This is a genomic window from Proteus sp. FZP2095, from assembly GCF_023701425.1.
Lineage (GTDB): Bacteria > Pseudomonadota > Gammaproteobacteria > Enterobacterales > Enterobacteriaceae > Proteus > Proteus cibarius.
Genome location: NZ_JAMQBJ010000001.1, coordinates 669800 through 693126 on the forward strand (window position 1 = coordinate 669800; position 23327 = coordinate 693126).

The 23327-nt window shown below is 36.0% G+C and carries 25 protein-coding genes and 1 pseudogene; 11 read left to right on the plus strand and 15 right to left on the minus strand.

Annotated features, from left to right (window positions below):
• Positions 1 to 3 precede the first annotated feature (3 nt).
• Positions 4 to 927 (minus strand): tRNA 2-thiocytidine(32) synthetase TtcA, encoded by a 924-nt coding sequence (gene ttcA / locus NBG71_RS03160; protein WP_075672144.1) that lies wholly within the window; start codon positions 925 to 927, stop codon positions 4 to 6.
• Between the two features lie 347 nt (positions 928 to 1274).
• Positions 1275 to 1916, minus strand: coding sequence for a leucine efflux protein LeuE (gene leuE, locus NBG71_RS03165; protein ID WP_083629078.1), 642 nt, complete (start codon positions 1914 to 1916; stop codon positions 1275 to 1277).
• A gap of 109 nt (positions 1917 to 2025) precedes the next feature.
• On the opposite strand from leuE, the gene NBG71_RS03170 reads away from it, so the two are divergent.
• The 7 genes from NBG71_RS03170 (at position 2026) to NBG71_RS03200 (ending at position 6101) form a co-directional block, all read left to right on the plus strand.
• Positions 2026 to 2394 (plus strand): hypothetical protein, encoded by a 369-nt coding sequence (locus NBG71_RS03170; protein WP_191902035.1) that lies wholly within the window; start codon positions 2026 to 2028, stop codon positions 2392 to 2394.
• Positions 2395 to 2667: 273 nt separating this feature from the next.
• Positions 2668 to 2970 (plus strand): putative quinol monooxygenase, encoded by a 303-nt coding sequence (locus NBG71_RS03175; protein ID WP_075672138.1) that lies wholly within the window; start codon positions 2668 to 2670, stop codon positions 2968 to 2970.
• Between the two features lie 63 nt (positions 2971 to 3033).
• Positions 3034 to 3351 carry a hypothetical protein gene (locus NBG71_RS03180; RefSeq protein ID WP_075672136.1) on the plus strand — a complete coding sequence of 106 codons (318 nt, stop codon included), beginning with the start codon at positions 3034 to 3036 and terminating at the stop codon, positions 3349 to 3351.
• A 469-nt stretch (positions 3352 to 3820) separates the two neighbouring features.
• A complete protein-coding gene (locus NBG71_RS03185) occupies positions 3821 to 4360 on the plus strand; it encodes an Ail/Lom family outer membrane beta-barrel protein (protein ID WP_075672134.1) in 540 nt (179 codons plus the stop codon).
• Between the two features lie 202 nt (positions 4361 to 4562).
• A complete protein-coding gene (locus tag NBG71_RS03190; protein WP_191902037.1) occupies positions 4563 to 5018 on the plus strand; it encodes a GNAT family N-acetyltransferase in 456 nt (151 codons plus the stop codon).
• A 171-nt stretch (positions 5019 to 5189) separates the two neighbouring features.
• Entirely contained in the window at positions 5190 to 5471 is a 282-nt protein-coding gene (locus tag NBG71_RS03195; protein ID WP_075672130.1) for a hypothetical protein, read from the plus strand.
• A gap of 198 nt (positions 5472 to 5669) precedes the next feature.
• A complete protein-coding gene (locus NBG71_RS03200; protein WP_075672128.1) occupies positions 5670 to 6101 on the plus strand; it encodes a carboxymuconolactone decarboxylase family protein in 432 nt (143 codons plus the stop codon).
• 88 nt (positions 6102 to 6189) lie between these two features.
• Here NBG71_RS03200 and NBG71_RS03205 read toward each other — a convergent pair whose 3' ends face one another.
• The 3 genes from NBG71_RS03205 to cls all read right to left on the minus strand — a co-directional run bounded on the left by NBG71_RS03205 (position 6190) and on the right by cls (position 8348).
• Positions 6190 to 6387, minus strand: a complete 198-nt coding sequence (locus NBG71_RS03205; protein WP_075672126.1) for a hypothetical protein — start codon at positions 6385 to 6387, stop codon at positions 6190 to 6192.
• Between the two features lie 61 nt (positions 6388 to 6448).
• Positions 6449 to 6778: an HI1450 family dsDNA-mimic protein gene (locus NBG71_RS03210; RefSeq protein ID WP_369961051.1), complete on the minus strand. Its 330-nt coding sequence runs from the start codon at positions 6776 to 6778 to the stop codon at positions 6449 to 6451.
• 109 nt (positions 6779 to 6887) lie between these two features.
• Positions 6888 to 8348 carry a cardiolipin synthase gene (gene cls / locus NBG71_RS03215; RefSeq protein WP_075672124.1) on the minus strand — a complete coding sequence of 487 codons (1461 nt, stop codon included), beginning with the start codon at positions 8346 to 8348 and terminating at the stop codon, positions 6888 to 6890.
• Between the two features lie 305 nt (positions 8349 to 8653).
• Between cls and NBG71_RS03220 the strand changes: the two genes are divergently transcribed.
• Together NBG71_RS03220 and tonB are read left to right on the plus strand one after the other, a co-directional pair.
• A complete protein-coding gene (locus NBG71_RS03220) occupies positions 8654 to 8836 on the plus strand; it encodes a YciY family protein (RefSeq protein ID WP_036913581.1) in 183 nt (60 codons plus the stop codon).
• Between the two features lie 112 nt (positions 8837 to 8948).
• Positions 8949 to 9668 carry a TonB system transport protein TonB gene (gene tonB / locus NBG71_RS03225; RefSeq protein WP_099659689.1) on the plus strand — a complete coding sequence of 240 codons (720 nt, stop codon included), beginning with the start codon at positions 8949 to 8951 and terminating at the stop codon, positions 9666 to 9668.
• Between the two features lie 143 nt (positions 9669 to 9811).
• Here tonB and yciA read toward each other — a convergent pair whose 3' ends face one another.
• Positions 9812 to 10243: an acyl-CoA thioester hydrolase YciA gene (yciA, locus tag NBG71_RS03230; protein WP_006536988.1), complete on the minus strand. Its 432-nt coding sequence runs from the start codon at positions 10241 to 10243 to the stop codon at positions 9812 to 9814.
• Between the two features lie 372 nt (positions 10244 to 10615).
• Positions 10616 to 11164 (minus strand): annotated as a pseudogene (locus NBG71_RS03235) (septation protein A); the annotation flags it as partial.
• Positions 11165 to 11473: 309 nt separating this feature from the next.
• Here NBG71_RS03235 and NBG71_RS03240 point away from each other — a divergent pair.
• Positions 11474 to 13294 carry a SulP family inorganic anion transporter gene (locus NBG71_RS03240; protein ID WP_223672446.1) on the plus strand — a complete coding sequence of 607 codons (1821 nt, stop codon included), beginning with the start codon at positions 11474 to 11476 and terminating at the stop codon, positions 13292 to 13294.
• A 116-nt stretch (positions 13295 to 13410) separates the two neighbouring features.
• Here NBG71_RS03240 and NBG71_RS03245 read toward each other — a convergent pair whose 3' ends face one another.
• Positions 13411 to 14184, minus strand: coding sequence for a YciC family protein (locus tag NBG71_RS03245; protein ID WP_075672118.1), 774 nt, complete (start codon positions 14182 to 14184; stop codon positions 13411 to 13413).
• Between the two features lie 435 nt (positions 14185 to 14619).
• On the opposite strand from NBG71_RS03245, the gene ompW reads away from it, so the two are divergent.
• Positions 14620 to 15255 (plus strand): outer membrane protein OmpW, encoded by a 636-nt coding sequence (ompW, locus tag NBG71_RS03250; RefSeq protein WP_006536979.1) that lies wholly within the window; start codon positions 14620 to 14622, stop codon positions 15253 to 15255.
• Positions 15256 to 15930: 675 nt separating this feature from the next.
• Here the strand turns inward: ompW and NBG71_RS03255 are convergent.
• The 7 genes from NBG71_RS03255 to NBG71_RS03285 all read right to left on the minus strand — a co-directional run bounded on the left by NBG71_RS03255 (position 15931) and on the right by NBG71_RS03285 (position 23087).
• Positions 15931 to 16245, minus strand: coding sequence for a BON domain-containing protein (locus NBG71_RS03255; RefSeq protein ID WP_006536978.1), 315 nt, complete (start codon positions 16243 to 16245; stop codon positions 15931 to 15933).
• A 275-nt stretch (positions 16246 to 16520) separates the two neighbouring features.
• Positions 16521 to 17327: a tryptophan synthase subunit alpha gene (trpA, locus tag NBG71_RS03260; RefSeq protein WP_075672116.1), complete on the minus strand. Its 807-nt coding sequence runs from the start codon at positions 17325 to 17327 to the stop codon at positions 16521 to 16523.
• The gene (gene trpB, locus NBG71_RS03265; protein WP_036937130.1) at positions 17327 to 18517 is read right to left on the minus strand and encodes a tryptophan synthase subunit beta; all 1191 of its coding nucleotides are present in this window, start codon (positions 18515 to 18517) and stop codon (positions 17327 to 17329) included. The genes trpA and trpB overlap by 1 nt, the downstream gene beginning before the upstream one ends.
• 39 nt (positions 18518 to 18556) lie before the next feature.
• Positions 18557 to 19912, minus strand: coding sequence for a bifunctional indole-3-glycerol-phosphate synthase TrpC/phosphoribosylanthranilate isomerase TrpF (trpCF, locus tag NBG71_RS03270; protein WP_075672114.1), 1356 nt, complete (start codon positions 19910 to 19912; stop codon positions 18557 to 18559).
• A 4-nt stretch (positions 19913 to 19916) separates the two neighbouring features.
• On the minus strand, positions 19917 to 20915 hold the full coding sequence (trpD, locus tag NBG71_RS03275) for an anthranilate phosphoribosyltransferase (protein ID WP_075672112.1): 999 nt from the start codon (positions 20913 to 20915) through the stop codon (positions 19917 to 19919).
• Between the two features lies 1 nt (position 20916).
• On the minus strand, positions 20917 to 21510 hold the full coding sequence (locus NBG71_RS03280) for an aminodeoxychorismate/anthranilate synthase component II (RefSeq protein WP_250916531.1): 594 nt from the start codon (positions 21508 to 21510) through the stop codon (positions 20917 to 20919).
• Positions 21510 to 23087 carry an anthranilate synthase component 1 gene (locus tag NBG71_RS03285; RefSeq protein ID WP_235409970.1) on the minus strand — a complete coding sequence of 526 codons (1578 nt, stop codon included), beginning with the start codon at positions 23085 to 23087 and terminating at the stop codon, positions 21510 to 21512. The genes NBG71_RS03280 and NBG71_RS03285 overlap by 1 nt, the downstream gene beginning before the upstream one ends.
• Between the last annotated feature and the right edge of the window lie 240 nt (positions 23088 to 23327).

Consider the following 23327-nt stretch of genomic DNA (forward strand, 5'->3'; position numbering starts at 1 on the left):
GCATTATTTCACTTCAACAATATCGAGTTTATTTTGGCTAAAGTCAGGACGTTCATCATCTTCTTCTTGGAACATCACTGGAACGGTGGGAATATCGTCTTTATCAAAAGCTAAGTCGCCACCATTAATGACTTCATCACCATGTTTGATATTCACAAAATCGAATAATTGAGTATCACATAAATGTGATGGGACAATATTTTGAGTTGCTCTAAACATAGTTTCAATACGACCAGGATAACGTTTATCCCAATCTCTTAGCATCTCTTTAATCACTTGGCGCTGAAGATTAGGTTGTGAGCCACAAAGATTGCATGGAATAATTGGGAATTGTTTAGCTTGCGCGAAACGCTCAATATCTTTTTCACGAGCGTAAGCTAGAGGACGAATAACGATTTGTTTGCCATCATCACTCATTAATTTAGGTGGCATACCTTTAAGCTTGCCACCATAGAACATATTTAAAAATAATGTTTCTAAAATATCATCACGATGGTGGCCTAAAGCAATTTTAGTTGCACCAACTTCTGTTGCTGTGCGATATAAAATACCACGACGTAAACGTGAGCATAAAGAGCAGGTTGTTTTACCTTCAGGAATAATATCTTTAACGATCCCATAGGTATTCTCTTCAACAATTTTATATTCCACACCAAGCTCATTTAAATACTCAGGTAGAATATGCTCAGGGAATCCAGGTTGTTTTTGGTCTAAATTGACTGCAATAAGTGAAAAGTTAATTGGCGCACTTTTTTGCAGATTCATTAAGATAGAAAGTAGCGTGTAGCTATCTTTACCGCCAGAAAGGCAGACCATGATTTTATCGCCATCTTCAATCATATTAAAGTCAGCGATAGCTTGCCCAACATCGCGGCGTAAGCGTTTTTGTAGTTTGTTGAAATTATACTGCTCTTTTGGGATGCTCATTTTTTACGGTTCTATATCGTTGCTGATTATTCTGTAACTTGCTAACCAAGGCTTTGTTCTTCGCTGTTTTGATACCTTAAAAACATGATAAATCAAAAAATATCTTATAGGCTCAAATGATAAGTTGTGTGAAAAACAAAGTTATTTATGGCAAGAAAATTGATAAGTCGACAATGATACCAGATGGTAGGGTGGTTTCGATATAGATAACTACAGTTATGCGCTTTCAAGGTGGTAAAAAGTAAGAAGTAATAGCCTTATATAAATTGAATAAGGCTATTAAATTTTTGCATTACTAGGAAATTGGCAATCAGTATAGGACTTAATCAGGCGTCAATTACTAAAATTTAGGATGTTAATGTCGCTAATTTAGTCGCAAATCCCATAAAGAAAAGCCCGATAACACCATTACCTAGTTTAGCGATATTTTTACGTGAGCCGAAGAAGCGAGCAAGGGCCACACCACCAAATATCAGAAAAGAGAGATAGATAAAGCTAAAGGCTTCAAGCATGGAAGCTAAGATTAAATAAGATAATCCCGTATGTGCATAATTAAAATCGATAAACTGAACAAAAAATGAGATATAAAATAAAATCGCTTTAGGATTAGTCATACTTAATGTAAGTGCTTTTCTAAAAACGTGTTTCTGTACAGTTGTTGTTTGTTCTGAATGTACTTTTTTGGAGAAAAAAGTTGCATGAATAATTTTTATTCCCAAATAGAGAAGATAAAAAGCACCTAAAAAGCGAACAATAGTAAAGAGTAAAGGAGAGGCTTTTATTACAGATGCAACACCAATAAAGGCGAGGAAAATTAAAATAGCATCACCTAAGAAAACACCAAATGCAGCACGATATCCATCTCGAACACCGCCTGATGCGCTTGTTTTTAGCACATAGAGTGTATTAGGGCCCGGAACAAGAATAATAAAAAACATGCCTGCAAGGTATGTCCAGATATTGAGTACACCAAATTGTTCAAGCCACACGTTAACCCCCAATCTCACTTCTCTGCTTTACTTAATGAATTGCTATTATATAAAGAGAATCCACATTATTTAAACGCATATTTTCACTCATATAGAAGATAAATATTTGATGCTTACTGCTTTCTGGTTAAAACGGTACTTTTTTACCACTTCAATAAATGATTTATACAGTTGGGGATATTGGTTAAAACACCACTGTCGTTGTATTTTTGGTGATGATTTGACGCAACATTTTTCGCCATTTGCTCCATCAAGAAAAATTGCTTTAGCAATCAATGGTGATTTTGCTCAAGTTATAGAGGGATATATTAAGCAAATATACCAAAAAGATCTTCTTATTGAAAAGCGTCATATACAAAGAGCCATTGCTCGAAAATTAATTCGATCAGTGAATATTTTGCGTAGTGAAAAAGATGAATATTGGCCTGAAACACTAAAGGATCACGTAAAAATACTAGAGGCTAATTACTCTGAGTAACATAAAAATATTAATTATCTTTTATCTGAAAGCATAAATCCAAGCGATGATATAGAGGCGTTTATACACAAAGCAAAGCTATTTATGCATTGGTTAGAAATTGAGTGTTTAAAGAAAGATAAAGAGGATATAGCCTGAGATGCTAGAGGAGTTTTGTTGTTTAAAAAAAAGCGCTTTTTTATGTAAATAGGGTAGATCTCTTACGTTAATCAGACTACATTTAACTGTATTTTTATACAGTTTTTGTCAATCAATTACGGTAAGGAAAATGCGATGTTAAAAGTGATAGCTGAAGATTTTATTAAAACAGAAGCGATAGAAATTGTTTTACCTCTTTATCGTGAACTTGTTGAGGCGACTAAGAAAGAACCTCTTTGTATTAGCTACAATCTATACGTTGATGAAAAAGATCCTGGTCATTTTGTCTTTGTTGAACAATGGCCTGATCATGCTGCACTTGATGAGCATTGTGCTAGTGAACATTTTCAGCGATTAGTCCCTATGATTAATGCATATACAAAAGCAGAGCCTAAATTTTTACTTATGGCAGATGCTTTTGATGAAAAACAAAAGTAATAAAAAGTGGCTAATTTATAGTGGGTACATTAAATAAGAAAAAGTAAAACAAGAGAGAAGGTGATGTTAGCGAAGTATATATCTCAAGTTGTAAACCAAGAAGATAGCTATCAAATTTTAAGTACCCAGAAACTTTTGGATGACTTAACAGAAATAACCAGAGCAATCCACACTTGGTTATTTCCTGATGGTGTCATTTTGAAATGTACAGAAGAGATAGAAACAGAATACTATGATAATGACGCTCAATGTCCAGAACATTGGATCACTTGGGAAATTGTCGAATCGAATAACAAACCTATATCTCCTTATAGAAAAGAATTTTTTAATTTATGTCAGCAAAGCTTTTGGTTAAAAATGCAACTTTCTAATAATAAATAAAAAAGAAAGCCACTTTATAAGTGGTTTTTTTATACGTATTAAAATTAATAAAATAACTTATTTCCATACTGTTTTAAATTTTATATTAAATATTAATTAACATTTTATAGACTAAGATAAGTTAATTTGACTTAGTGAGTTTTTTTTTATCCTAATGATTAAGCATAAATAGAACGACAATAGTGGTTTTAAGAAAATTAAAACTGATGAAAATTAAAATTAGTCTTTTTTTCATAATGTTATGATCTTAATATTTACTTAATAATAGTGAAAAATAAGGTAAGTTTGTTGTTGAGAGAAATGGTGTTTTAATTATAACTTTAATCATAAGATTTTCTTTATAAAATATTATTGCTAATGTATTATTTATAAATAAATTTTATTGAGTGTTACACTCAATTTAACAAGAGAGCTAAATTATAATTTAGTTCCATTTGTCTATCCTTTTGTTTTTATATAGAGAATAAAGATGCGTCGTAATTTATTTATTTCAACTTCACTGTTAGCTATTTCTACACTTTCTTTTAATGCACAAGCAGCATTAGATAATACTTTATCTGTGGGTTATGCCCAGACTTCAATTAAAGTTGATGATAAAATGGATGATGATCTTAAAGGAATTAACTTTAAATATAATCATGAATTTGATAATAACTGGGGAGTTATTGGATCACTAACGTATACAAAATTAACTTATAATTATTATGGCCGCTGGGGAAAAATTGGTTCAACTGAAATTGATTATGTTTCATTAACAGCGGGTCCTAGCTACCGTTTTAATGACTATTTTAGTGCGTATGGTTTAATTGGCCTTGGTCATATTAATCAAGAAGATAATTTTTTCTATGATAATGACAATGATAAGTTAAGTAAATCGTCTATGGCTTATGGATTAGGTTTACAAATCAATCCAATTCCAAACGTGGCCATTGATGCATCTTATGAATATTCAAAAATAGATGATGCAAAATTTGGTACTTGGATATTAGGTGTTGGTTACCGTTTCTAGTATTAAGCTGATAAATAATATATTTAAAAGGTCACGTTATGTGGCCTTTTTTGTTTTATATGAATGTAAATACTTATCGCTATATTGGGGATTTTGTCTTATCAAAACTTATTTAATATACACAATATGTGTGTTTTTTCTTTGGGTGGCTTGACTGTTAATAATGGATCTCTAAGATGCAGTATTTTATGGAGAGAGAAGTATGTTAACTATAATAAAAGCAGAGTCTTTGCACTATAATGAAATGATTGTAGTTTGGGAATCATCAGTTAGAGCCACACATACATTTCTATCTGAAGATATCATTTTGTCACTCAAAAAAGATATTGTAGAACAGTATTTTCCTATGCTTAATACCTATATTGCGATAGATGATAATAATGTTATTCACGGGATCTTAGGTACAACAGAAAATAAGTTAGAGATGCTTTTTGTCGATGCGAATTCTAGGGGGAATGGCTGTGGTAAATTGCTTACAACTTTCGCGATAAATACACTACATATTGATGAATTAGATGTAAATGAGCAGAACCCTCAAGCAATTGGTTTTTATTTTTATATTGGGTTTGAGCAAATAGGACGTTCTGAATTAGATGGACAAGGCAATCCTTTCCCATTGTTACATTTAAAATTAAATAAAAATAAGTATAAATACTAAATAAATAGATATTAAAGGTAAAAAATAGGGAGGAAAATAAAAAAACTCTCTTTTTATCTTATATAAATAACAATTATCCACTTAAATTTGATTTATATCGTAATAACTTCCCTGTTTTAATGAAATAATTTTTTCATAATTAAATAAATTTAACACAACAGTGGCATAGTTATGAACAAAACCTTAATTGTTATTTTATCTTTATTTTTACTACCTGCTTGCTCTGAATCACAAGAAAATAAAGTTATTGAATATTGTATGGATACATTAAATGTCTATAGTAACGTGAGTAAAGATCAATGTTTGTGTTTTTATAATGAAGCGAGTGATAAATTTTCTTCAACGGAAATAGATAGAATGGTCAAATCACCACCCATAAAGCAAGACAGCACACTCACAAGGGAAGGCACAATGTTTTTAACTATTGCTCATTCATCTAAATGTTTTGAGTAACTGTTATTACACGTAATAAGTGACAATAATCTAATAAAGAATAAGTCGTAAATTAAGTCACATATACCGAAGATCATTACCTCTAAAGGCAAATACCACAAATTTGATAAACCTATCTCTATAAATTGAATATATTATCACTGTTTTTATATACAGTTAGTTGTGGGTTTATCCTTTATTGTGAATTGTGAGGAAATTATGTCAAAGCTTCGCTTATCTTACCCAAAACTAAGCCCTAAAGCTTATGCTGGTTTAATTCAATGTAAAACTGCGCTAGAAGGTAGTTCATTGGATATAACGTTGATTGAACTTGTCTATTTAAGAGTGTCTCAACTTAATGGCTGTGCTTTTTGTTTGGAAATGCATAATAACTCATTGCGTAATCATGGCGTTGATCAAAATAAGTTAGATGCACTAAATGGTTGGCAAGTGAGCGAACGTTTTACTGATAAAGAGCAAGCTGCATTATTATGGGCAGAAGCAGTCAGTAATATTTCAGCAAAAAACACAGATGATAATATTTATCAGCAGGTTAAAGCGTATTTTACAGACATAGAAATGAGTGATCTGACATTGGCAATTGGGTTAATGAATGCCTTTAATCGTATTGCTGTGAGTTTGCGCCAGTAATGAGTATTATCTACGCAAATTATATATCATTAAATTATGATAAAGAGGAAAGCGCCGATAGAGCGCTTTTAATTTTTTAGGTTTAATTTTACCAAAGATATTGCATAAAGGGCAAATAAGCAAAAATTAAAGCAATGAGTATAAATAAGATACGAAATAACATTTTTTGTGTTTTTATTACAGCAAAGAGCATTACGATAATAATAGCTACGCAGATATGCCAATAAAATGCACCAAAGAAAGCTAAGGTAAAAATAGTATCGATAATAAAGTGGCTTTCACTCATTTTATTTCTCGTTGAAATAAAAGTCACCTGCTAAAATCTAAGCAGGTGATGATAAAAGTGATTATGATTTCCAAATAATATGGAACATAGGTTGTAATGGATCGCGACTAATTAGGACACGACCAAAAATATCATCAATATCGGAATCATCGTCTGGAGCAAGACCAATAATTACTTCGCTAAAACGGGCTGATGTGACAGGCAGGCCAACAATAAATTGCCAATCATTACCTAATGGAACCACTTCAGCTGCGCCTCGTTCTTCAAATTGCAGGTTAAACAATAATTGGTCTGCAACATCCAAATTATCCGCTGCTTGAGCTAAAAATAGATCATAAGCTTGTTCTAAAGCGTCGTCTTCACTGATTAAGGTTGGTTCATTCATGGTAATGCCTGTCTATTATTCCAATAATTATCACGTTATTTGTATCGCATTTTTACTAATTTGGCACGGTTATCTGTTGCCCATTCTTAGTAGTCTTTTGATTATAACATTTCTGTTATAGCAGAGGACTAAAGAAATAGCAGATACGCTCTAATACACGATTTAAGAATGGTCGTTTCTCCCATTCATCCATAGTTAATTCTGTCGAGCGAGCAATATAATCATATTGAACAATGCTTAAATCACTGCCAAAACCTTCATCATCAATGACAACGGTAATTTCAAAATTTAACCACAAGCTACGCATATCAAGGTTAACTGAACCCACCATACTGAGTTGTCCATCAACCATCACGCTTTTGCTATGTAATAAACCATCTTCAAATTGGAATATTTTCACACCAGATTCGAGCATTTCTGTAAAGAATGAACGGCTTGCCCAACGTACAAGGAATGAGTCATTGCTGCGAGGAACGATAATACTTACATTAACACCTCGCATCGCTGCGGTTGAGATTGCATGGGCAAGATCATCGCTAGGTACAAAATAAGGTGTTGTCAGTACTAATTCTTTTCTCGCAGAGTAAATAGCTGTAATAAGTGATTGTTGAATTAGCTCATCAGGAAAACCTGGGCCTGAGGCGATGACTTGTGTCGTATGACCACTTTCTTGTTCACAAGGCATAATATTATCATCAGGAGGAGGGGGTAAATGACGCTCACCAGTTTCCATTTCCCAGTCAAAGGCATAAATCATACCTAATGTGGTCGAAACTGGGCCTTCCATTCTGACCATAATATCAATCCATTGACCAACACCTGAATCTTGTTTGAAATAACGAGGATCAACCATATTCATACTTCCTGTGTAGGAAATATAGTTATCAATCAATACGATTTTTCGGTGTTGACGCAAATCCATGCGGCGTAAGAAGAAACGGAATAAATTAACATGTAGTGATTCAACAAATTCAATACCCGCAGCTCTCATTGCATCAGGGCCGTTAGTACGGAAGAAATTCCAACTACCCGCAGAATCAACCATGACTCGGCATTTTACACCACGTTTAGCTGCTCTAATTAAGGCATCGGTTACTTCATCGACTAAACCACCTGATTGCCAAATATAGAAAACCATTTCAATATTGTCACGGGCATTATTAATATCGCGTGTAATTGAATTGAGCGAATCTTCACAGGTGGTTAAAAGTTCAATTTTGTTACCTTTAACACCTTTAATACCTTGGCGTTTAGAGGTTAATTGGAAAAGAGGCGTTGCCACATCGCTCGTACTTGTAGCAAAGATATGCTTACATTTTTTCAAGTCTTCAAGCCATGCAACAACTGAAGGCCACATCTGCTTAGCATGTTCAACACGTCGTTTTCCTAGATGTAATTCACCAAAAGCAAAATACGCAATAACCCCGACTAATGGCAGGATGTAAATGATCAATAGCCATGTCATTGTTGATGTAACAGGTCGTCGGTGCATTAGGACACGAAATGTGACCCCCGCAATTAATAGCCAATAGAAGAAAAAGGTTAGCCAACTTAATACAGTATAAAATGTTGTCATAGTAGAGCTATTTTCCGTTGAAAATGAATTGCATGGATAAGCTAAAGGCAATTTAATAAAAATAGTTCATTATTTTTGTTATTTGCCGGATGTTGTTATTAAATCAGGATTATTATCTCTGTCAAATCTCTTTCTTAAGAGATAAGCATTAAATAAGCAATAAGATACAATTCTTTATTCATTTTATCTTTGTGAGAAATGCTCAAATAATGGATGAAATTTAAGCAAACCATAAATCCCCCCTTGGATCACAAAATGAACGTCTTATAATAGTCCACTTATTCAAAAATATAGGTGCTGATAGAATGAGACACAGTAGGACTGAAGTAGCTCGCTGGCGAATGATGAGACAAGCTATACGTAAACGACGTCGATGGTTAGAAGGGCAATCTCGTCGTAATTTTCGGATTTATAAACTGCGTAAACTTGATACTTCTAGAAAACACAGAGCACTTTTATTTGTCCAACATATAGAATGGAACTCATAATTTCACTTTTTAGTGGCTAATATCAATCATTTTACTAAACGTTATTGAATATGATTGCTATTTGCATTTAAACTAAGGGCATATTTTTTCTTTAGGTGAAATAAGATCAGTTATGCGTTGGAAGCTTTGGGTACTCATATCGCTTTGTCTACATGCCTCACTTGTTGCGGCTGCTATGTTATATGTTGTTGAAGATAAGCCAGTTACACCTGAACCTATCTCTATACAGATGTTGGCATTTGCAGCAGATGAACCGGCTGGCGAACCAGAACCTGTGGTTGAAGAAGTTACTCCTCCAGAACCTGAGCCGGTTGTTGAGCCTGAGCCTGAACCAGAGCCAGAACCTATTCCTGATGTAAAACCTATTATCGAAAAACCAATAGAGAAAAAACCAGAACCTAAACCGAAACCTAAGCCAAAACCAGTGGATAAACCAAAACCGCCTGTTGAGCGACCACAACCTTTAGTTGTTAATAAAGGTAATGATCTCAAAAATCTTAATCCGACGGCAAAGCCAAGTGATAAAGGCGATGAAAAACCGGTTGCAGTGGCAAGTAGTGGGGAAGGTAAAGTACCTAATGCAGTACGCCAAGGTTTACCTGAATATCCACCACGAGCACGAGCGGTAGGTATGGAAGGTACAATCAAAGTTCGCTTTGATGTTGATGCTGATGGAAGAGTCGATAATGTAGAAATTATTTCTGCTGATCCTAAAAACGTGTTTGAGCGAGAAGTAAAAAGAGCCATGCGACAATGGCGCTATGAAAAAATTCCTTATAAAGGAAAAGTGGTTCTGATTGAATTCAAAATGACCGGAATATCAACAAGCTAATTTTTATAAAACTAGCGCTTAAACAGAGCGATATCACTATTTGATACCAGATAAATAAAAGGCACTTTTATAAGTGCCTTTTTTAGTTTCAATTTTTAATGCTTTCACACTATTCGTCATAAGCGAATTGTCGTAATGGTGTTTTATTCCATTGTGCTTGTTAGCGTGAAATGTGCTTTACCTTCAGGTAAGCGACGAGCTGAATTGTTCTCATCAACGGCAACGTAGGTAAATACTGCCTCTGTTGCACGATAGCGTTGGCCGACAGGTTCTGTGGCGACTTTCTTAACCCAGACTTCAATATTAACAGTAATTGAAGAGTTACCTGTTTTTAAGCAACGGGCATAGCAACAAACGACATCGCCAACAGCAACAGGTTTAAGAAAGGTAATGCCTGTTACGCTTACAGTAACGACACGACCTAACGCAATTTCTTTCGCTAAAATTGCACCACCGATGTCCATTTGGGACATTAACCAGCCACCGAAAATATCACCATTGGCGTTAGTATCAGCAGGCATGGCAAGAGTACGTAAAACGAGCTCACCATTAGGCAAAGATTGTTGTTCAGTCATGGGTATAAAGTATCTGTAAATAATGTTAAAACCAAAGAGATAATTACTCGTCATACTTCAAGTTGCAGCGTTACTCGTCATACTTTAAGCTGTAGCGTTGTTGACGGCACTCATTCACACTAGTCACATACTTATGTATGCTCCTAGTGACTCATTCGCTTGCCGCCTAGCTACAACTTAAATTATTTAGAGTATCTACTGGCTATACTCTAATAGTTGCACTTGAGGTATTTTTAGAGCACATATCTCCCAATAAAATAAAAATGATTATTCAGATTTTGAATGAGCATCGTGTGATGTCGGTTTAGATGCTTGTTTTGTCATATCATCTGATAATTTGTATTCATTATTTTCTGTAGTTTCGTCTTCAGTTTGTTCTTCTGGTAAACGGTTATTCCAGATATAAACCACACTGGCGATAGTAAAAACAAAGGTCAAAATAGTTAAGCCAAAGACTTTAAAATTAACCCAAGTCTCTTCCGACAAAGAAAATGCCACATAAATATTACCAAGAGCACAAGCAAAAAAGAAAATCACCCATGCAATATTGAGCTTTTTCCAGTTTGCTGGTGGCATTGCAAGCTCTTTGCCTAACATTCTTTCCATTAACGTTTTTGGCGTAAATAACTGCATGCCAATTAAAACGATAGCAAAAATGGCATAAATAGCCGTCACTTTCCATTTAATAAAATCGGCAGAATGGAAGAAGATGGTTAATGAACCAAAAATAGTGACCACAATGGCGGTAATGAGTGGCGCTTTCTCAACTTTATGGAAAATAAGCCATGTCAAGCCGACTGAGATCCACGTCGCGATAATTAATGCACCTGAAGCATAGAAAATATCTTGCCATTTATAGAAGATAAAAAACACTAATAGTGGAGCAAAATCAAGTAATTGCTTAAGCCAGCCATTTTTCATAACAGATAGGAACCTATGGTAATTAAATTCATAAACTTGGCTATTCTAATGCAAAGCGACAGAAAATGGGTAAACAATTGCATATCTTTAACGACAGAGTGTTAATTTATACAAAAAACGTTATTTTTATCTTAAATAACTCAATGAAAAATCAACGTAATTGCATTTATGTAAAATTAAAACTCAAGCTTGAGTTATGAAAGAGGATTTAAATATTGCTCTAGTATATGATTCATTAACTCATCATTATCACTCGCCGCTTTTTGATGAATGCATAAATAAAAAAGTATTTCTGATAAGAGGAAATCAATGAACGGAAAAAGAATAATAAAATGGATGCCAGGACTAGGCTTATTATTTAACTATAAGCGCGAATATTTTGGCTATGACTTAAAAGCAGGGCTTTCGGTTGCTGCCGTTGCGCTACCTGTTGCCATTGCTTATACCGAATTATTAGGCATTAATGCTATTGTTGGATTATATGCCTGTATTTTCCCCATGATTATTTATGCATTATTTGGTACTTCTCGCCAATTAATTACAGGGCCTGATGCTGCAACGTGCGCCGTTATTGCTGCGGTCGTTATTCCATTATCTGCTGGTGATGAAAATACACGATGGCAACTTGCAATTATCATGACAGCCATGACGGGTTTTTGGTGTATTTTAGCCAGCCATTTTCGATTAGGGGCTTTTACGGATTTTCTGTCTCGTCCGATCCTTCAAGGGCTATTAAATGGTGTTGCGATCACCATTATGGTGGGACAAATTAGTAAAGTATTTGGTTTTGAAACTTCCCCAGATCATTTAATCGAAAAACTAATTGAAGTCCCATTTCGATTAATGGATGCACATTTACCCACGGTATTGATGTCTGGGATAACACTCGCCTTATTATTGGGTATTCGCTATTTTCGTAGCCGATGGCCGGCACCATTAATTGCTATGGTTGTGATGACTTACCTTAGCTGGCAATTTGATTTAGCCAGCTATGGTATTGCTATTGTGAATAAAGAAGCGGGAAATGTTGATCTCTTTCTACCCGTTGTATCAATGAGTGGGTTTCATCCTGGTGTATTACGAGAATTATTGGTCCCATCCATAAACTTGGCTGTCATTAGCTTTGTGAGTTTTATGATGACAGCCCGCAGTTTTGCTAGCAAAAATGGTTATGATGTTGATGCGGACCAAGAATTAAAAGCATTAGGTATCGCTAATATTGCGGCAGCGCTTTCTCAAGGATTTGCTGTAAGTGCAGCAAGTAGCCGTACCGCAGTCAATGATTCTGTTGGTGGTAAAACACAATTAGTTTCTATTATCGCAGCACTAGTCATTCTGCTAGTGCTATTATTTATGACTGATTTTCTTGCCTATATTCCATTATCTTCACTTGGAATTGTGTTGATCGTCTCTTCATGGTCATTGCTGAGTATTCGTCATATTTGGTCTTATCGCAAACGTAATAAACAAGCATTCACATTGGCATCATTCACCTTATTAGCTGTGTTATTGGCAGGACTAATTAATGGCATCGGCTTTGCGGTTTTATTAGGTTTATTACAATTTTTACGTATTGTTTTTCGTCCGAGCGATCAATTGTTGGGTGTTGATGAACAAGGAATGGTTCACTCAATGAATAAGGATAATGGTATTGAGCCTATCGATGGCTTAATGATGTACCGTTTTAATTCACCACTCACTTATTTTAATGTGGGTTATTTTAAAAAACGGGTGCTTCAACTTGTTGATAGTGCACCTCAACGACCAGCATGGTTAGCCGTAGATGCGGCTGTAAGCTTTACCTATGACGATGTCAGCGTGTTTGCTGCTATTGATGAACTAATACGAGAATTGCGAATAAAAGGCGTGAAATTGGTTTTAGCAGGGCGCAGAACCGAACTAAATCGTTGGATTGAACGTAATAGAATTTCACTAAATGAAGATGACTTAATTATCGCTCCCGATCTCTATTTTGTGATCCGGCTTTATCAAAGCCGACAGCAGATCAAAGAAAAACAGAAAGAAGCAAGAAAAGAGGCATTAAAGCAAGAAGCTGGAAGCCAAGAAACAGAAAATAACGAAGAAGCGATATTAAAAGTACCAATTAAGGGAAATACACCAACACCTTAAGTGTTTTGGCTAAGTTTTACGAGTAGTAGTAAAAAGCAAAATCCCGTGATAAGTCGCTAGCTTATACACGGGATTTTTTATTGGTAAATTTTGTGAGTAGTTAGATGTTGTATGAATTAACGTGTTTGTTGCGTTGTGTATTTGTTTTCAACCAACATAAACAAACGAAATAGGTAAATAATCATCCATGCTGAAGCCATATTTTTCAGAAAATAAAATAAGAAGTTATGGATAAGATCAGGCAGTTGAATTGTAAGATTACTCACAAAACCAATACCAAACTGCAATAAGATCCAAATACCTAAAGCAGGAATAAGTAAGCCAGACTCACTAAACCCAACCTTCCAACCTAAACGTATTGCACTTCCCATATTTTGTTGGCGTACTAAGACAACGGGCGCTAATGCAAAACCGATTAGCAAAATGATGCCAGGAATAATCATCACCATAAAACCAGCGCTAATTAAAATAGAGCACAGAACAATCAGTAAAAACATTTTTGGTAAGCGAGGTAAACATGCGTTAAATGTTTGACCAAGGGTAACGTTGTGACCTGCAGAGATTGCCATAGCGAACATCAATAAGATTAGCACCAAGATGCTTTGCTGTAGTGTTTCAAATGCATACAGTGATAACACTTTTTTGGCGATACCCACGACACTGTTTGACATTGCTTCTAATTCAGCCGAAGAAGCAGAAGAAAGCTGTGTATTTTTAAAATTAGCCACAAATTCAATCATCAATTGGTATTCTTGAGGATTAGGGCCAACTAAGACATGAACTATCGCTAAAACAACAGCAAGGATAGCGGAAAGGGTAACAATGCTACGTCGTTCATTCTTATAAAAATTCAGACTGTCTCGGTAGATTGTGCGTGCCGTGGTAGGCATGAAGCTGCTCCTATAAAGAATAGACTGTGTCAATGCGCGCTATTGTACCTTTTACAACAGCAAAAAGGGATATTTTCTCTTACTTCTCTTATTTGGTTTTTTTCTTGCTATGGCTCATCAAAATAATCTCAATATTTAAAATAAAACAAACATCATATTAACACAAAAATAACTTTATTTTTAAATACATCTTTTTAGGATGTTTTTTTATTCAAAAAGTATTACTAAGAATAAATTTAATTATAAGAAAAAATTGTATTAATAGGTAATTTGATGTGGATCAATTATAAATAATCGCATTGATAAATAATAAAAAGAGAAATAACACTTTCTGCAAAAATAATTCCAAAGTTGTGATCGGTATTAGATCATAATTATCAATAAATGGTTATATTTTTAGCGGAGATTTTACTTATTACAGGAATGGGTTAAATAATGAAAAAACTTTCTGCGCTTATTTTAGCGGCTGCAACTCTTGCGCCTTCTATTTCTTTCGCTCACCAAGCAGGTGATTTCTTATTCCGTGCTGGTACTGCAACAGTTCGTCCTAATGCAGGCTCTGATAATGTATTAGGTATTGGACATTTTGAAGCTAATAATAACACCCAATTAGGTTTAACCTTTGGGTATATGATCACTGATAATATTGGTGTTGAATTATTAGCAGCTACTCCTTTTGAGCACAAAGTATCATTAACAAACTTTGGTGAGATTGCGACTGTTAAACATTTACCACCAACATTAATGGCACAATATTACTTCGGTAATGGTGAAGACAAACTACGTCCTTATTTAGGTGCAGGTCTTAACTTTACTACATTCTTTGATGAGAAATTTAATTCAGCGGGTAAAGGCGCTGGTTTATCTGACTTAGATCTCAAGGATTCATGGGGCTTTGCAGCACAAGCAGGTTTAGATTATAACCTTGATAAAAACTGGATGCTGAATGCGTCTGTTTGGTGGATGAATATCGAAACTGATGTTAAATTTAAAGCTGGTGAAGACAGACAATCAATCAGCACACGCCTAGACCCATTTGTATTTATGTTTGGTGTGGGTTACCGTTTCTAATTATTCTTTCTTTAAAAGAATATCTCATAATGAAAAGCGAAGATTATCTTCGCTTTTTTTATGTTTTAAATTCGAATAAAGCCTTTCATTTTTAGATTATATAAAGCCTCTAGTTTATTGTTAAATACACTATTTATGAGTAATTAAAAATAGAGATAAATAGAAAAAGATGCATTTTAAATAAAACATTTAATATTAGAATAGCAATAAAGATGTATTTAATATATATCTTTTGTTTTACGCTTTTTAAATAAGATAAAGAAGCGTATTTTTTTTATTAAAAAATAACGAGGTTTTAATAAAGAAAAAAAAGTATTAAATAGATGTATTTAAAATGCACTTTTAATCTGATTTTAGAAAAAGTACTTTATCTATCAAGAGATAGAAAGAAGTAAAAGAAGAATAAAAGAGGTTTAAGATAGGGCATGTTTATAAAAACATGAAGATCAAATTTCAATCAGTAAATGATTAATTATTCTTTTGTATTGCTCTTTTTGTGAACGGTTATTAATGCTAGGTAAAAATAACCTGTTTTTAATCCATTGGCGTTTTTTATAAAAATTGATCTACTTTATGATAAAAGCGAATGCTGAGAGTGAAATACTTGGCAAAAAAAGACCACCGAAAAGGTGGTCTAAAAAGTAAGGCTAAAGGAAGACTAGAATAAAGAGGAGATCAGCGAATAACCATTGAGTTGATAACGCCTTTTACACCTGTTACTTTGCGTGTCGTTTCAATGGCACGATTAGCATCCGCTTGAGAAGAGACGAAACCACTTAGTTGAACTTTACCTTTAAATGTCTCGACGCTAATTTGTGTTGAGTTAAGATTTTTTTCACCTATTAGTGCAGTCTTAACTTTGGTGGTGATCACGGAGTCATCAAAATAACCTCCTGTACCTTCTGATGTTGCAGTAGGTGAACATGCAGATAAGGTAAACGCCATAAGTAACGCCGCCATAACAGCGGATATTTTTGCCCATAGTTTCATCATAAAACTCCTTTTAATCACATTATTGATTGAGTATTTCTGAAAAGAAAATATAAAGCACTTTATAAAGTATGTGCAAAAAACAGAATTTTGCCAAATTTTTATCAGTACAGTTCAAGACTCTTGAAATAAGAGAAGAGGGAATATTGCACCATTTTATGTGGGTTAAGTAGCAAAATAGGTAATAAAAAGCGTGAGTTAATCAATATGGATTTCAGAGTAATCCGCTTAGAAAAATAGCAGGCTATTCTTCTAAAGCGGATCAAATAGAAAGGTTAGGCAATGGTTGCCGCTTTCATTTCTTTAACAAATTGAATCAGAGCTTTAAGCATGATATCTGGCTGGTGTAGGTTCTTCTCAATAATTTGCACAACCGCTGAGCCTGAAATTGCGCCAGCCGCGCCATTTGCAATAGCTTCTTTTACTTGTTTAGGCTCTGAAATTCCAAACCCTTGTAATGCCGGAGGGGCATTATAGGTTTTTAGTTTGTCAGTAATATGTGTCAGCGATTGTTCTGCGCGTTTATCTGTACCCGTTACACCGGCTCTTGATAGCAGATAGGTATAACCTTTGCCTGATGTTGCTAATTCTTGTAAAAGTTCATCATCAGCATTGGGTGGGCAAATAAAAATAGGGCTTATATTGGCACGTTGTGCTGCTTCTCGGAACTCTTTTGATTCACGCAGAGGTACATCACCAATTAAGACGGAATCCACACCTGCCAGCTCACATTTACTATAAAAATTATCAATGCCATTACTAAAAACGAGGTTAGCATAAACTAATAGGCCAATAGGGATATTAGGATGTTTTTTACGTACACTTGCTAAAAGTGCAAAGCAATCAGTAGGGGTTACACCTACATTTAGTGCTCGTAAATTAGCGCCTTGAATGGTAGGGCCATCAGCAAGTGGATCGGAAAAGGGAATACCAATTTCTAATGCATCTGCGCCACCTTCAATTAACGCATCAATTATTTGTAATGACAGATCAGGAGAAGGATCACCTAATGTGACAAAAGGAACGAATGCGCCTTGTTGTTTTTGTGCTAGTGCTTCAAAGCATACTTGATAACGGCTCATTAGATTTCTCCTCTTGCTGCTAAAATATCGTTTACAGTAAAAATATCTTTATCGCCACGACCGGATAAGTTCACGATTAATAACTGTTCTTTATCAGGGTTTTGTGCAATTAATTTCAGTGCATAAGCCAATGCATGAGAAGATTCTAAAGCCGGGATGATCCCTTCACGGCGAGAAAGTGCTTTGAATGCTTCAATGGCTTCATCATCGGTAACAGAAACATAATCAGCACGACCAATGCTATTTAAATGTGCGTGCTGAGGCCCGACAGATGGAAAATCAAGACCTGCTGAAATTGAATATGACTCTTCAATTTGTCCTTCATCTGTCTGCATTATTGGGGATTTCATACCAAAATAGATCCCTAATTTACCATGTTTCAGTGGTGCGCCATGCTCACCGGTTTCAATACCTTTACCTGCAGGTTCAACACCAATCAATTGCACTGAAGTTTCAGGAATAAAGGAAGCAAATAAACCGATAGCATTAGAGCCTCCGCCAATACAAGCGATAGCTGCATCCGGTAGACGACCTTCACGCTCTAGAATTTGTGCTTTGGCTTCATCACCAATCATACGTTGAAACTCACGGACAATTGTTGGATAAGGATGAGGGCCTGCCGCTGTTCCTAATAAGTAGTGCGCACGATCGTAACAACCAGACCAGTCACGTAAAGCCTCATTACAGGCATCTTTTAATGTAGATGAACCACTGTGAACAGGAATAACCTCTGCACCCATTAAGCGCATACGAAATACGTTAGGTGATTGACGTTCGACGTCTTTCGCACCCATATATATACGGCATTTCATATTAAGCAGTGCGCAGGCTAAAGCGGTTGCAACACCATGTTGGCCTGCTCCTGTTTCTGCAATAATTTCAGTTTTACCCATACGTTTTGCTAGTAAGGCTTGACCTAATACTTGGTTAGTTTTATGAGCACCACCATGCAGTAAATCTTCACGTTTTAGATATAAACGGGTTCGAGTGCCTTCTGTTAAATTACGGCAAAGCGTTAATGCCGTTGGTCTGCCTGCATAATTTTTTAATAAATCTTGGAATTCTTGCTGAAATGACGGATCGTTTTGTGCATCAATAAAAGCTTGTTCGAGTTGATCCAATGCAGGAATTAAGATTTCAGGTACATATTGGCCACCAAATTCACCAAAGTAGGGGTTAAGTTTTCTCATTGTGATGTCATCCTGTTTAAAATTTTATTTTTGTGAGATTTAGCTTAGCTGTAATTGTGCAAATACCTGATTCAGGCGTTGTATATCTTTTATGCCAGGAGCCGATTCTACTCCAGAGTTAAAATCAAGCCCGATACAGCCTGTTTTAACCGCATCTAAACAGTTTTCACTGTTAAGACCACCTGCAAGTAATGCTTTTTCACGTAATGTATTAGGAATTTTTTGCCAATTAAATGTTGTTCCTGTGCCACCTGTTCCGTTATCAAGTACATATTTATTAACGAGTGCAACGGGGTGAATATCAGTATGGTTTGCCATATTTATCGCTTGCCAAATTTCACAATTAGGTTGGATTTTCTGGTGAAGTTGTTCAATAAATTGCGCATCTTCTTGTCCATGTAATTGAATGGCAGATAAATTAAGTTTTTCGGCATAGTCACAAATAAGCTCAATAGGTTGATTTTGAAACACGCCCACAAACGCTAAGGGAGCTTGTGCTATTAACTCTTTCGCTTGTGACAACGTCACCTTACGCGGGGATTTTTCTGCGAAAATCAACCCTGCATAATAAGCACCTGCTTGATAAACCGCTTTTACATCTTGTGTACGAGTTAACCCGCACACTTTATGCTTTCCCAAAACGAGTGCTCTCACTGCTTGGTCGATATTGTCTTGTGACATTAAAGCACTGCCTACCAGAAAACCATTAGCATATTGGCTTAGCTCTTGAACTTGCTGGTGGGTATGAATACCTGACTCACTGATCACGATTGAATCTTTGGGCAATCCTTGGCTTAACTGCTGGGTACGAGCTAAATCGATAGAGAGATCACGCAAATCACGATTGTTAATACCGATGACTTTGGCATTAAGATTGATGGCACGCTGACGCTCTTCTTCTGTGCTTACTTCGGTTAATACACCCATATTTAATTGATGAGCAACGGCTGATAGCGCACGATATTGCTCATCATCTAAGACAGAAAGCATTAATAAAATGGCATCTGCTTGATAAAAACGCGCTAAATAGATTTGGTATTCATCAATAATAAAGTCTTTACATAAAACGGGTTGATGAACTGCTTGGCTGACTTGACGTAAATAATCAAAGCTCCCTTGGAAATACTTTTCATCAGTTAATACAGAAATGGCAGCTGCATAAGGTTGATAAATTTTTGCAATCGTCGCAGGATCAAAATCAGCACGAATTAAACCTTTTGAGGGTGATGCTTTTTTACACTCTAAAATAAAAACAGTATTAGGCTGAGTTAATGCCTGATAAAACGAACGTGTTGATGGCACTATTTGTTGCACAAATTCTGATAATGGTTGGTTTGTTTTACGTGCAATCAGATATTCAGCTTTATCTTTTACAATGGCGTTTAATACAGTCATGCTCTTATCCTCTTGTTGCTAATGCAGTGACACGATTTATTGCTTTACCGCTATAAATGGCGTGCATAGCAACTTCAGTATTCATTTTTAAATCCTCTTGCCCATGTAAACGCATTAATAAAGCGACATTAGCTGCGACAGATTCGGTATGTGCTCTTTTTCCTTCACCTTGTAGTAAATCTGCTAATAATTGACGGTTTACTTCAGGTGTACCACCTTCTAGATCAGTAATGGCACAAGGGCGAAGACCAAAATCACTTGGTGTGAGTTCATAACGTGTAATTTCACCATTACGTAATTCAGCGACTTGAGTAGGCGCATGTAATGAAACTTCATCCATTCCGCCACTGTGAACAACGGCAGCACGCTCATAACCTAAAACTTTTAACGTATCTGCGATAGGCATCAATAACTCTGGGCTATATACACCAATTAATGCTAATGGTGGGCGAGCAGGGTTAATTAAAGGGCCTAATACATTAAATAATGTGCGTGTTTTCAGTTGTTGGCGAACAGGTGCGGCAAAACGAAAACCACTGTGATATTGAGGTGCAAATAAAAAGCATAGACCCACTTCATCCAATAATTGGCGTGCATCATCAGCACTTCTGTCTAAAGGGATACCAAAAGCCGCTAATAAATCAGAAGAGCCGGAGCGACTAGATACGCTACGATTACCGTGTTTCGCCACTTTGATACCGACTTCAGCCGCAACAAATGCGCTTGCTGTTGAAATATTAATACTATTGGCACCATCTCCCCCAGTACCGACAATATCGCAAAAAGTGTAATCAGGGCGAGGAAAAGGTTGTGCATTTTCAAGTAATGCCCGCGCTGCGCCAGCGATTTCTTGAGGATGTTCACCGCGCATTTTCATGCTGATCAAAACTGCCGCTAATTGTGATTCCGTTAACTCGCCACGAATAATGGCGCTAAACAGTGTTTGACTTTCTTCTAATGTTAACTGTTGTGCGCTAAATAATTTATTGAAGATAGTTTCCATTTTATGCGTCTCCTTTAGGAATTAATGCCCATGCGATTGTTTGTTCTAAAAGTTGTGCGCCTTTTGTGGTTAAAATTGATTCTGGGTGAAACTGAAAACCACAAGTTTTATGTTGACGGTGACGCACCGCCATAACAGTGTTATCGCACCACGCATTAATAATGAGCTGTTCTGGAACTTGTTCTCCTGAAAGCGAATGGTAACGAGCTACGGGTAAAGGGTTAGACAAATTCACAAACATTTCGCTGTTATCGTGCTCAGCTAATGTCGCTTTGCCGTGTAAGATCTCTCCACATGAGGAAACTTTGCCGCCGTAAGCCTCAATAATGGCTTGATGACCTAAGCAAATTCCAATCACAGGTAATGTGCCTAATACACGTTTTAACAGTTCAGGCATACAACCTGCTTGTGAAGGTGTTCCTGGACCTGGAGATAACAATAAGATCGGGTTATCAAGCTCACGTAGCTTTTGTTCAATAAAATCGGCTGTGACGCTATTGCGATAAATCACAACGTTATTGCCAAGGCTACGTAATTGATCGACAAGGTTATAAGTAAATGAGTCGATGTTATCGAGCAGTAAGATAGTCGCCATTAGCAAGCCTCCTGCTGTTGTGTATCAGTATGAGCTTGTAAAATAGCGTTGATTACCGCTTGTGATTTATTACGTGTTTCTTCAGCTTCCATTTGTGGGTCTGAATCAAGCACAATTCCAGCACCAACTTGAATAGTTGCAATATTATTTTCAACATAAGCAGAGCGAATAACTATGCAAGTATCAAAATCACCTGCACCAGTAAAATAGCCGATGGCGCCACCGTAACTACCACGTTTTGTTTTTTCATAACGAGCAATTAATTGCATTGCACTAACTTTTGGTGCACCTGACAACGTTCCCATATTCATACATGCTTGATAAGCATGGAAAATATCAAAGTCATCACGTAGTTTGCCTACGACCCTTGAAACTAAGTGCATTACAAAAGCGTAACGGTCAACTTTTGTTAATTCTGCGACATAACGGCTACCTGCTTGGCAAATACGTGCCAAATCATTACGCGCTAAATCGACTAACATTAAATGCTCAGAAAGCTCTTTCGTATCAGTGCGCATTTCAAGTTCAATTCGACTGTCTAAATCTGTATTAATCGAACCATCTGCATTACGTCCTCTTGGGCGAGTTCCTGCAATTGGGTAGATTTCAATTTGTCGATCGCTTGTTTGATATTTCAATGCACTTTCTGGTGATGCACCAAATACTGTGAATAAGGCATCTTGCATATAGAACAAATAAGGGCTTGGATTTTTATCTTTCAACACTTGATAAGCGGCAAGTGGTGAAGGGCATGCAACTTGAAAGCGACGTGATGGAACAACTTGGAAAATATCACCACGACGAATATAGGTTTTCATTGCTTCAACGATATCGCCATAACCTTTATCATCCATATTGCCTTGTATTGTTGATTCTGCTGCTGTTAAAGCACGGCGAATAGGATGCTTTAATGGTTGCTTGGCCAGTGAAATTAATTCGGTTTGTCGCGAAGTGAGGCGTTGACACTCGGTTTTATCATCAGTAAAAGCAATAGAAATTAACTGACTATCTTTATTCTGATGATCAATCACAATTAATTGTTCTGCTAAGTAAAAGCAGTAGTCAGGGCATGAAAAAATGGTGTCTAATTCAGGAATAGGTTCAAATCCACTGACTAAATCGTAAGCAAATAAACCACCAACAAAAATAGCATTAGCATCTTTAGTGTCTTTATTAGCAAGAAAGAAGCGTAAAGCATCAAATACGCTGGCTGATTTTAATTTGCTTTCTTCATCAATATTTTGTGCAGGTGCTGAAAAGGTAAAAACACACTGTTTATCGCTCTCTTGTGTTAAGAAAGCTTTTTCTTTTAGTGCGATTTTTAATGCAGGTAATAAAGCTTGTCCATTAACGCTTAATGCATCAATAGTGACTTGATTTTTTACTGCACTGATACGTAATGCGCTATCAACAATTAACAAACTTTTTAAGTTTGCTTTCGTGTCAACTTGTGCAGATTCTAACAACAGTGTGTGATGTTTGTTTTCACATAATGTATTGAAAAGTAAAGCTGGTTCGCTGTGGTAAGGCAGTGGCGTTGCCTTGGTGTTAAATGAGAATGCAAGTGATGTATTCATTATTATCGCTCTATATTATTTTTTACTAACCATTTTTAATGCATAAAAAAACCCGCGTAGGCGGGTTTTAGATATCACTGACGTAAAGCCGGAGATCAAACCGCCCATAAAAGAGTATTGCGCCACCAAAGAGCGATAAGACGTTGATTGATATTCATAAGATCTCCTTACAGCTAACGACAGATAATAAGTTAATAGACTAGCTCGTGTTGTGTACTAGTAAACTGGATTGCGTTGGGT

Coding starts and splice junctions, on each gene's coding strand:
- ttcA (WP_075672144.1), bottom strand. CDS start 927: ATGAGCATCCCAAAAGAGCAGTATAATTTCAACAAACTACAAAAACGC.
- NBG71_RS03170 (WP_191902035.1), top strand. CDS start 2,026: ATGCTTACTGCTTTCTGGTTAAAACGGTACTTTTTTACCACTTCAATA.
- NBG71_RS03175 (WP_075672138.1), top strand. CDS start 2,668: ATGTTAAAAGTGATAGCTGAAGATTTTATTAAAACAGAAGCGATAGAA.
- NBG71_RS03180 (WP_075672136.1), top strand. CDS start 3,034: ATGTTAGCGAAGTATATATCTCAAGTTGTAAACCAAGAAGATAGCTAT.
- NBG71_RS03185 (WP_075672134.1), top strand. CDS start 3,821: ATGCGTCGTAATTTATTTATTTCAACTTCACTGTTAGCTATTTCTACA.
- NBG71_RS03190 (WP_191902037.1), top strand. CDS start 4,563: ATGTTAACTATAATAAAAGCAGAGTCTTTGCACTATAATGAAATGATT.
- NBG71_RS03195 (WP_075672130.1), top strand. CDS start 5,190: ATGAACAAAACCTTAATTGTTATTTTATCTTTATTTTTACTACCTGCT.
- NBG71_RS03200 (WP_075672128.1), top strand. CDS start 5,670: ATGTCAAAGCTTCGCTTATCTTACCCAAAACTAAGCCCTAAAGCTTAT.
- NBG71_RS03205 (WP_075672126.1), bottom strand. CDS start 6,387: ATGAGTGAAAGCCACTTTATTATCGATACTATTTTTACCTTAGCTTTC.
- cls (WP_075672124.1), bottom strand. CDS start 8,348: ATGACAACATTTTATACTGTATTAAGTTGGCTAACCTTTTTCTTCTAT.
- NBG71_RS03220 (WP_036913581.1), top strand. CDS start 8,654: ATGAGACACAGTAGGACTGAAGTAGCTCGCTGGCGAATGATGAGACAA.
- tonB (WP_099659689.1), top strand. CDS start 8,949: ATGCGTTGGAAGCTTTGGGTACTCATATCGCTTTGTCTACATGCCTCA.
- yciA (WP_006536988.1), bottom strand. CDS start 10,243: ATGACTGAACAACAATCTTTGCCTAATGGTGAGCTCGTTTTACGTACT.
- NBG71_RS03240 (WP_223672446.1), top strand. CDS start 11,474: ATGAACGGAAAAAGAATAATAAAATGGATGCCAGGACTAGGCTTATTA.
- NBG71_RS03245 (WP_075672118.1), bottom strand. CDS start 14,184: ATGCCTACCACGGCACGCACAATCTACCGAGACAGTCTGAATTTTTAT.
- ompW (WP_006536979.1), top strand. CDS start 14,620: ATGAAAAAACTTTCTGCGCTTATTTTAGCGGCTGCAACTCTTGCGCCT.
- NBG71_RS03255 (WP_006536978.1), bottom strand. CDS start 16,245: ATGAAACTATGGGCAAAAATATCCGCTGTTATGGCGGCGTTACTTATG.
- trpA (WP_075672116.1), bottom strand. CDS start 17,327: ATGAGCCGTTATCAAGTATGCTTTGAAGCACTAGCACAAAAACAACAA.
- trpB (WP_036937130.1), bottom strand. CDS start 18,517: ATGAGAAAACTTAACCCCTACTTTGGTGAATTTGGTGGCCAATATGTA.
- trpCF (WP_075672114.1), bottom strand. CDS start 19,912: ATGACTGTATTAAACGCCATTGTAAAAGATAAAGCTGAATATCTGATT.
- trpD (WP_075672112.1), bottom strand. CDS start 20,915: ATGGAAACTATCTTCAATAAATTATTTAGCGCACAACAGTTAACATTA.
- NBG71_RS03280 (WP_250916531.1), bottom strand. CDS start 21,510: ATGGCGACTATCTTACTGCTCGATAACATCGACTCATTTACTTATAAC.
- NBG71_RS03285 (WP_235409970.1), bottom strand. CDS start 23,087: ATGAATACATCACTTGCATTCTCATTTAACACCAAGGCAACGCCACTG.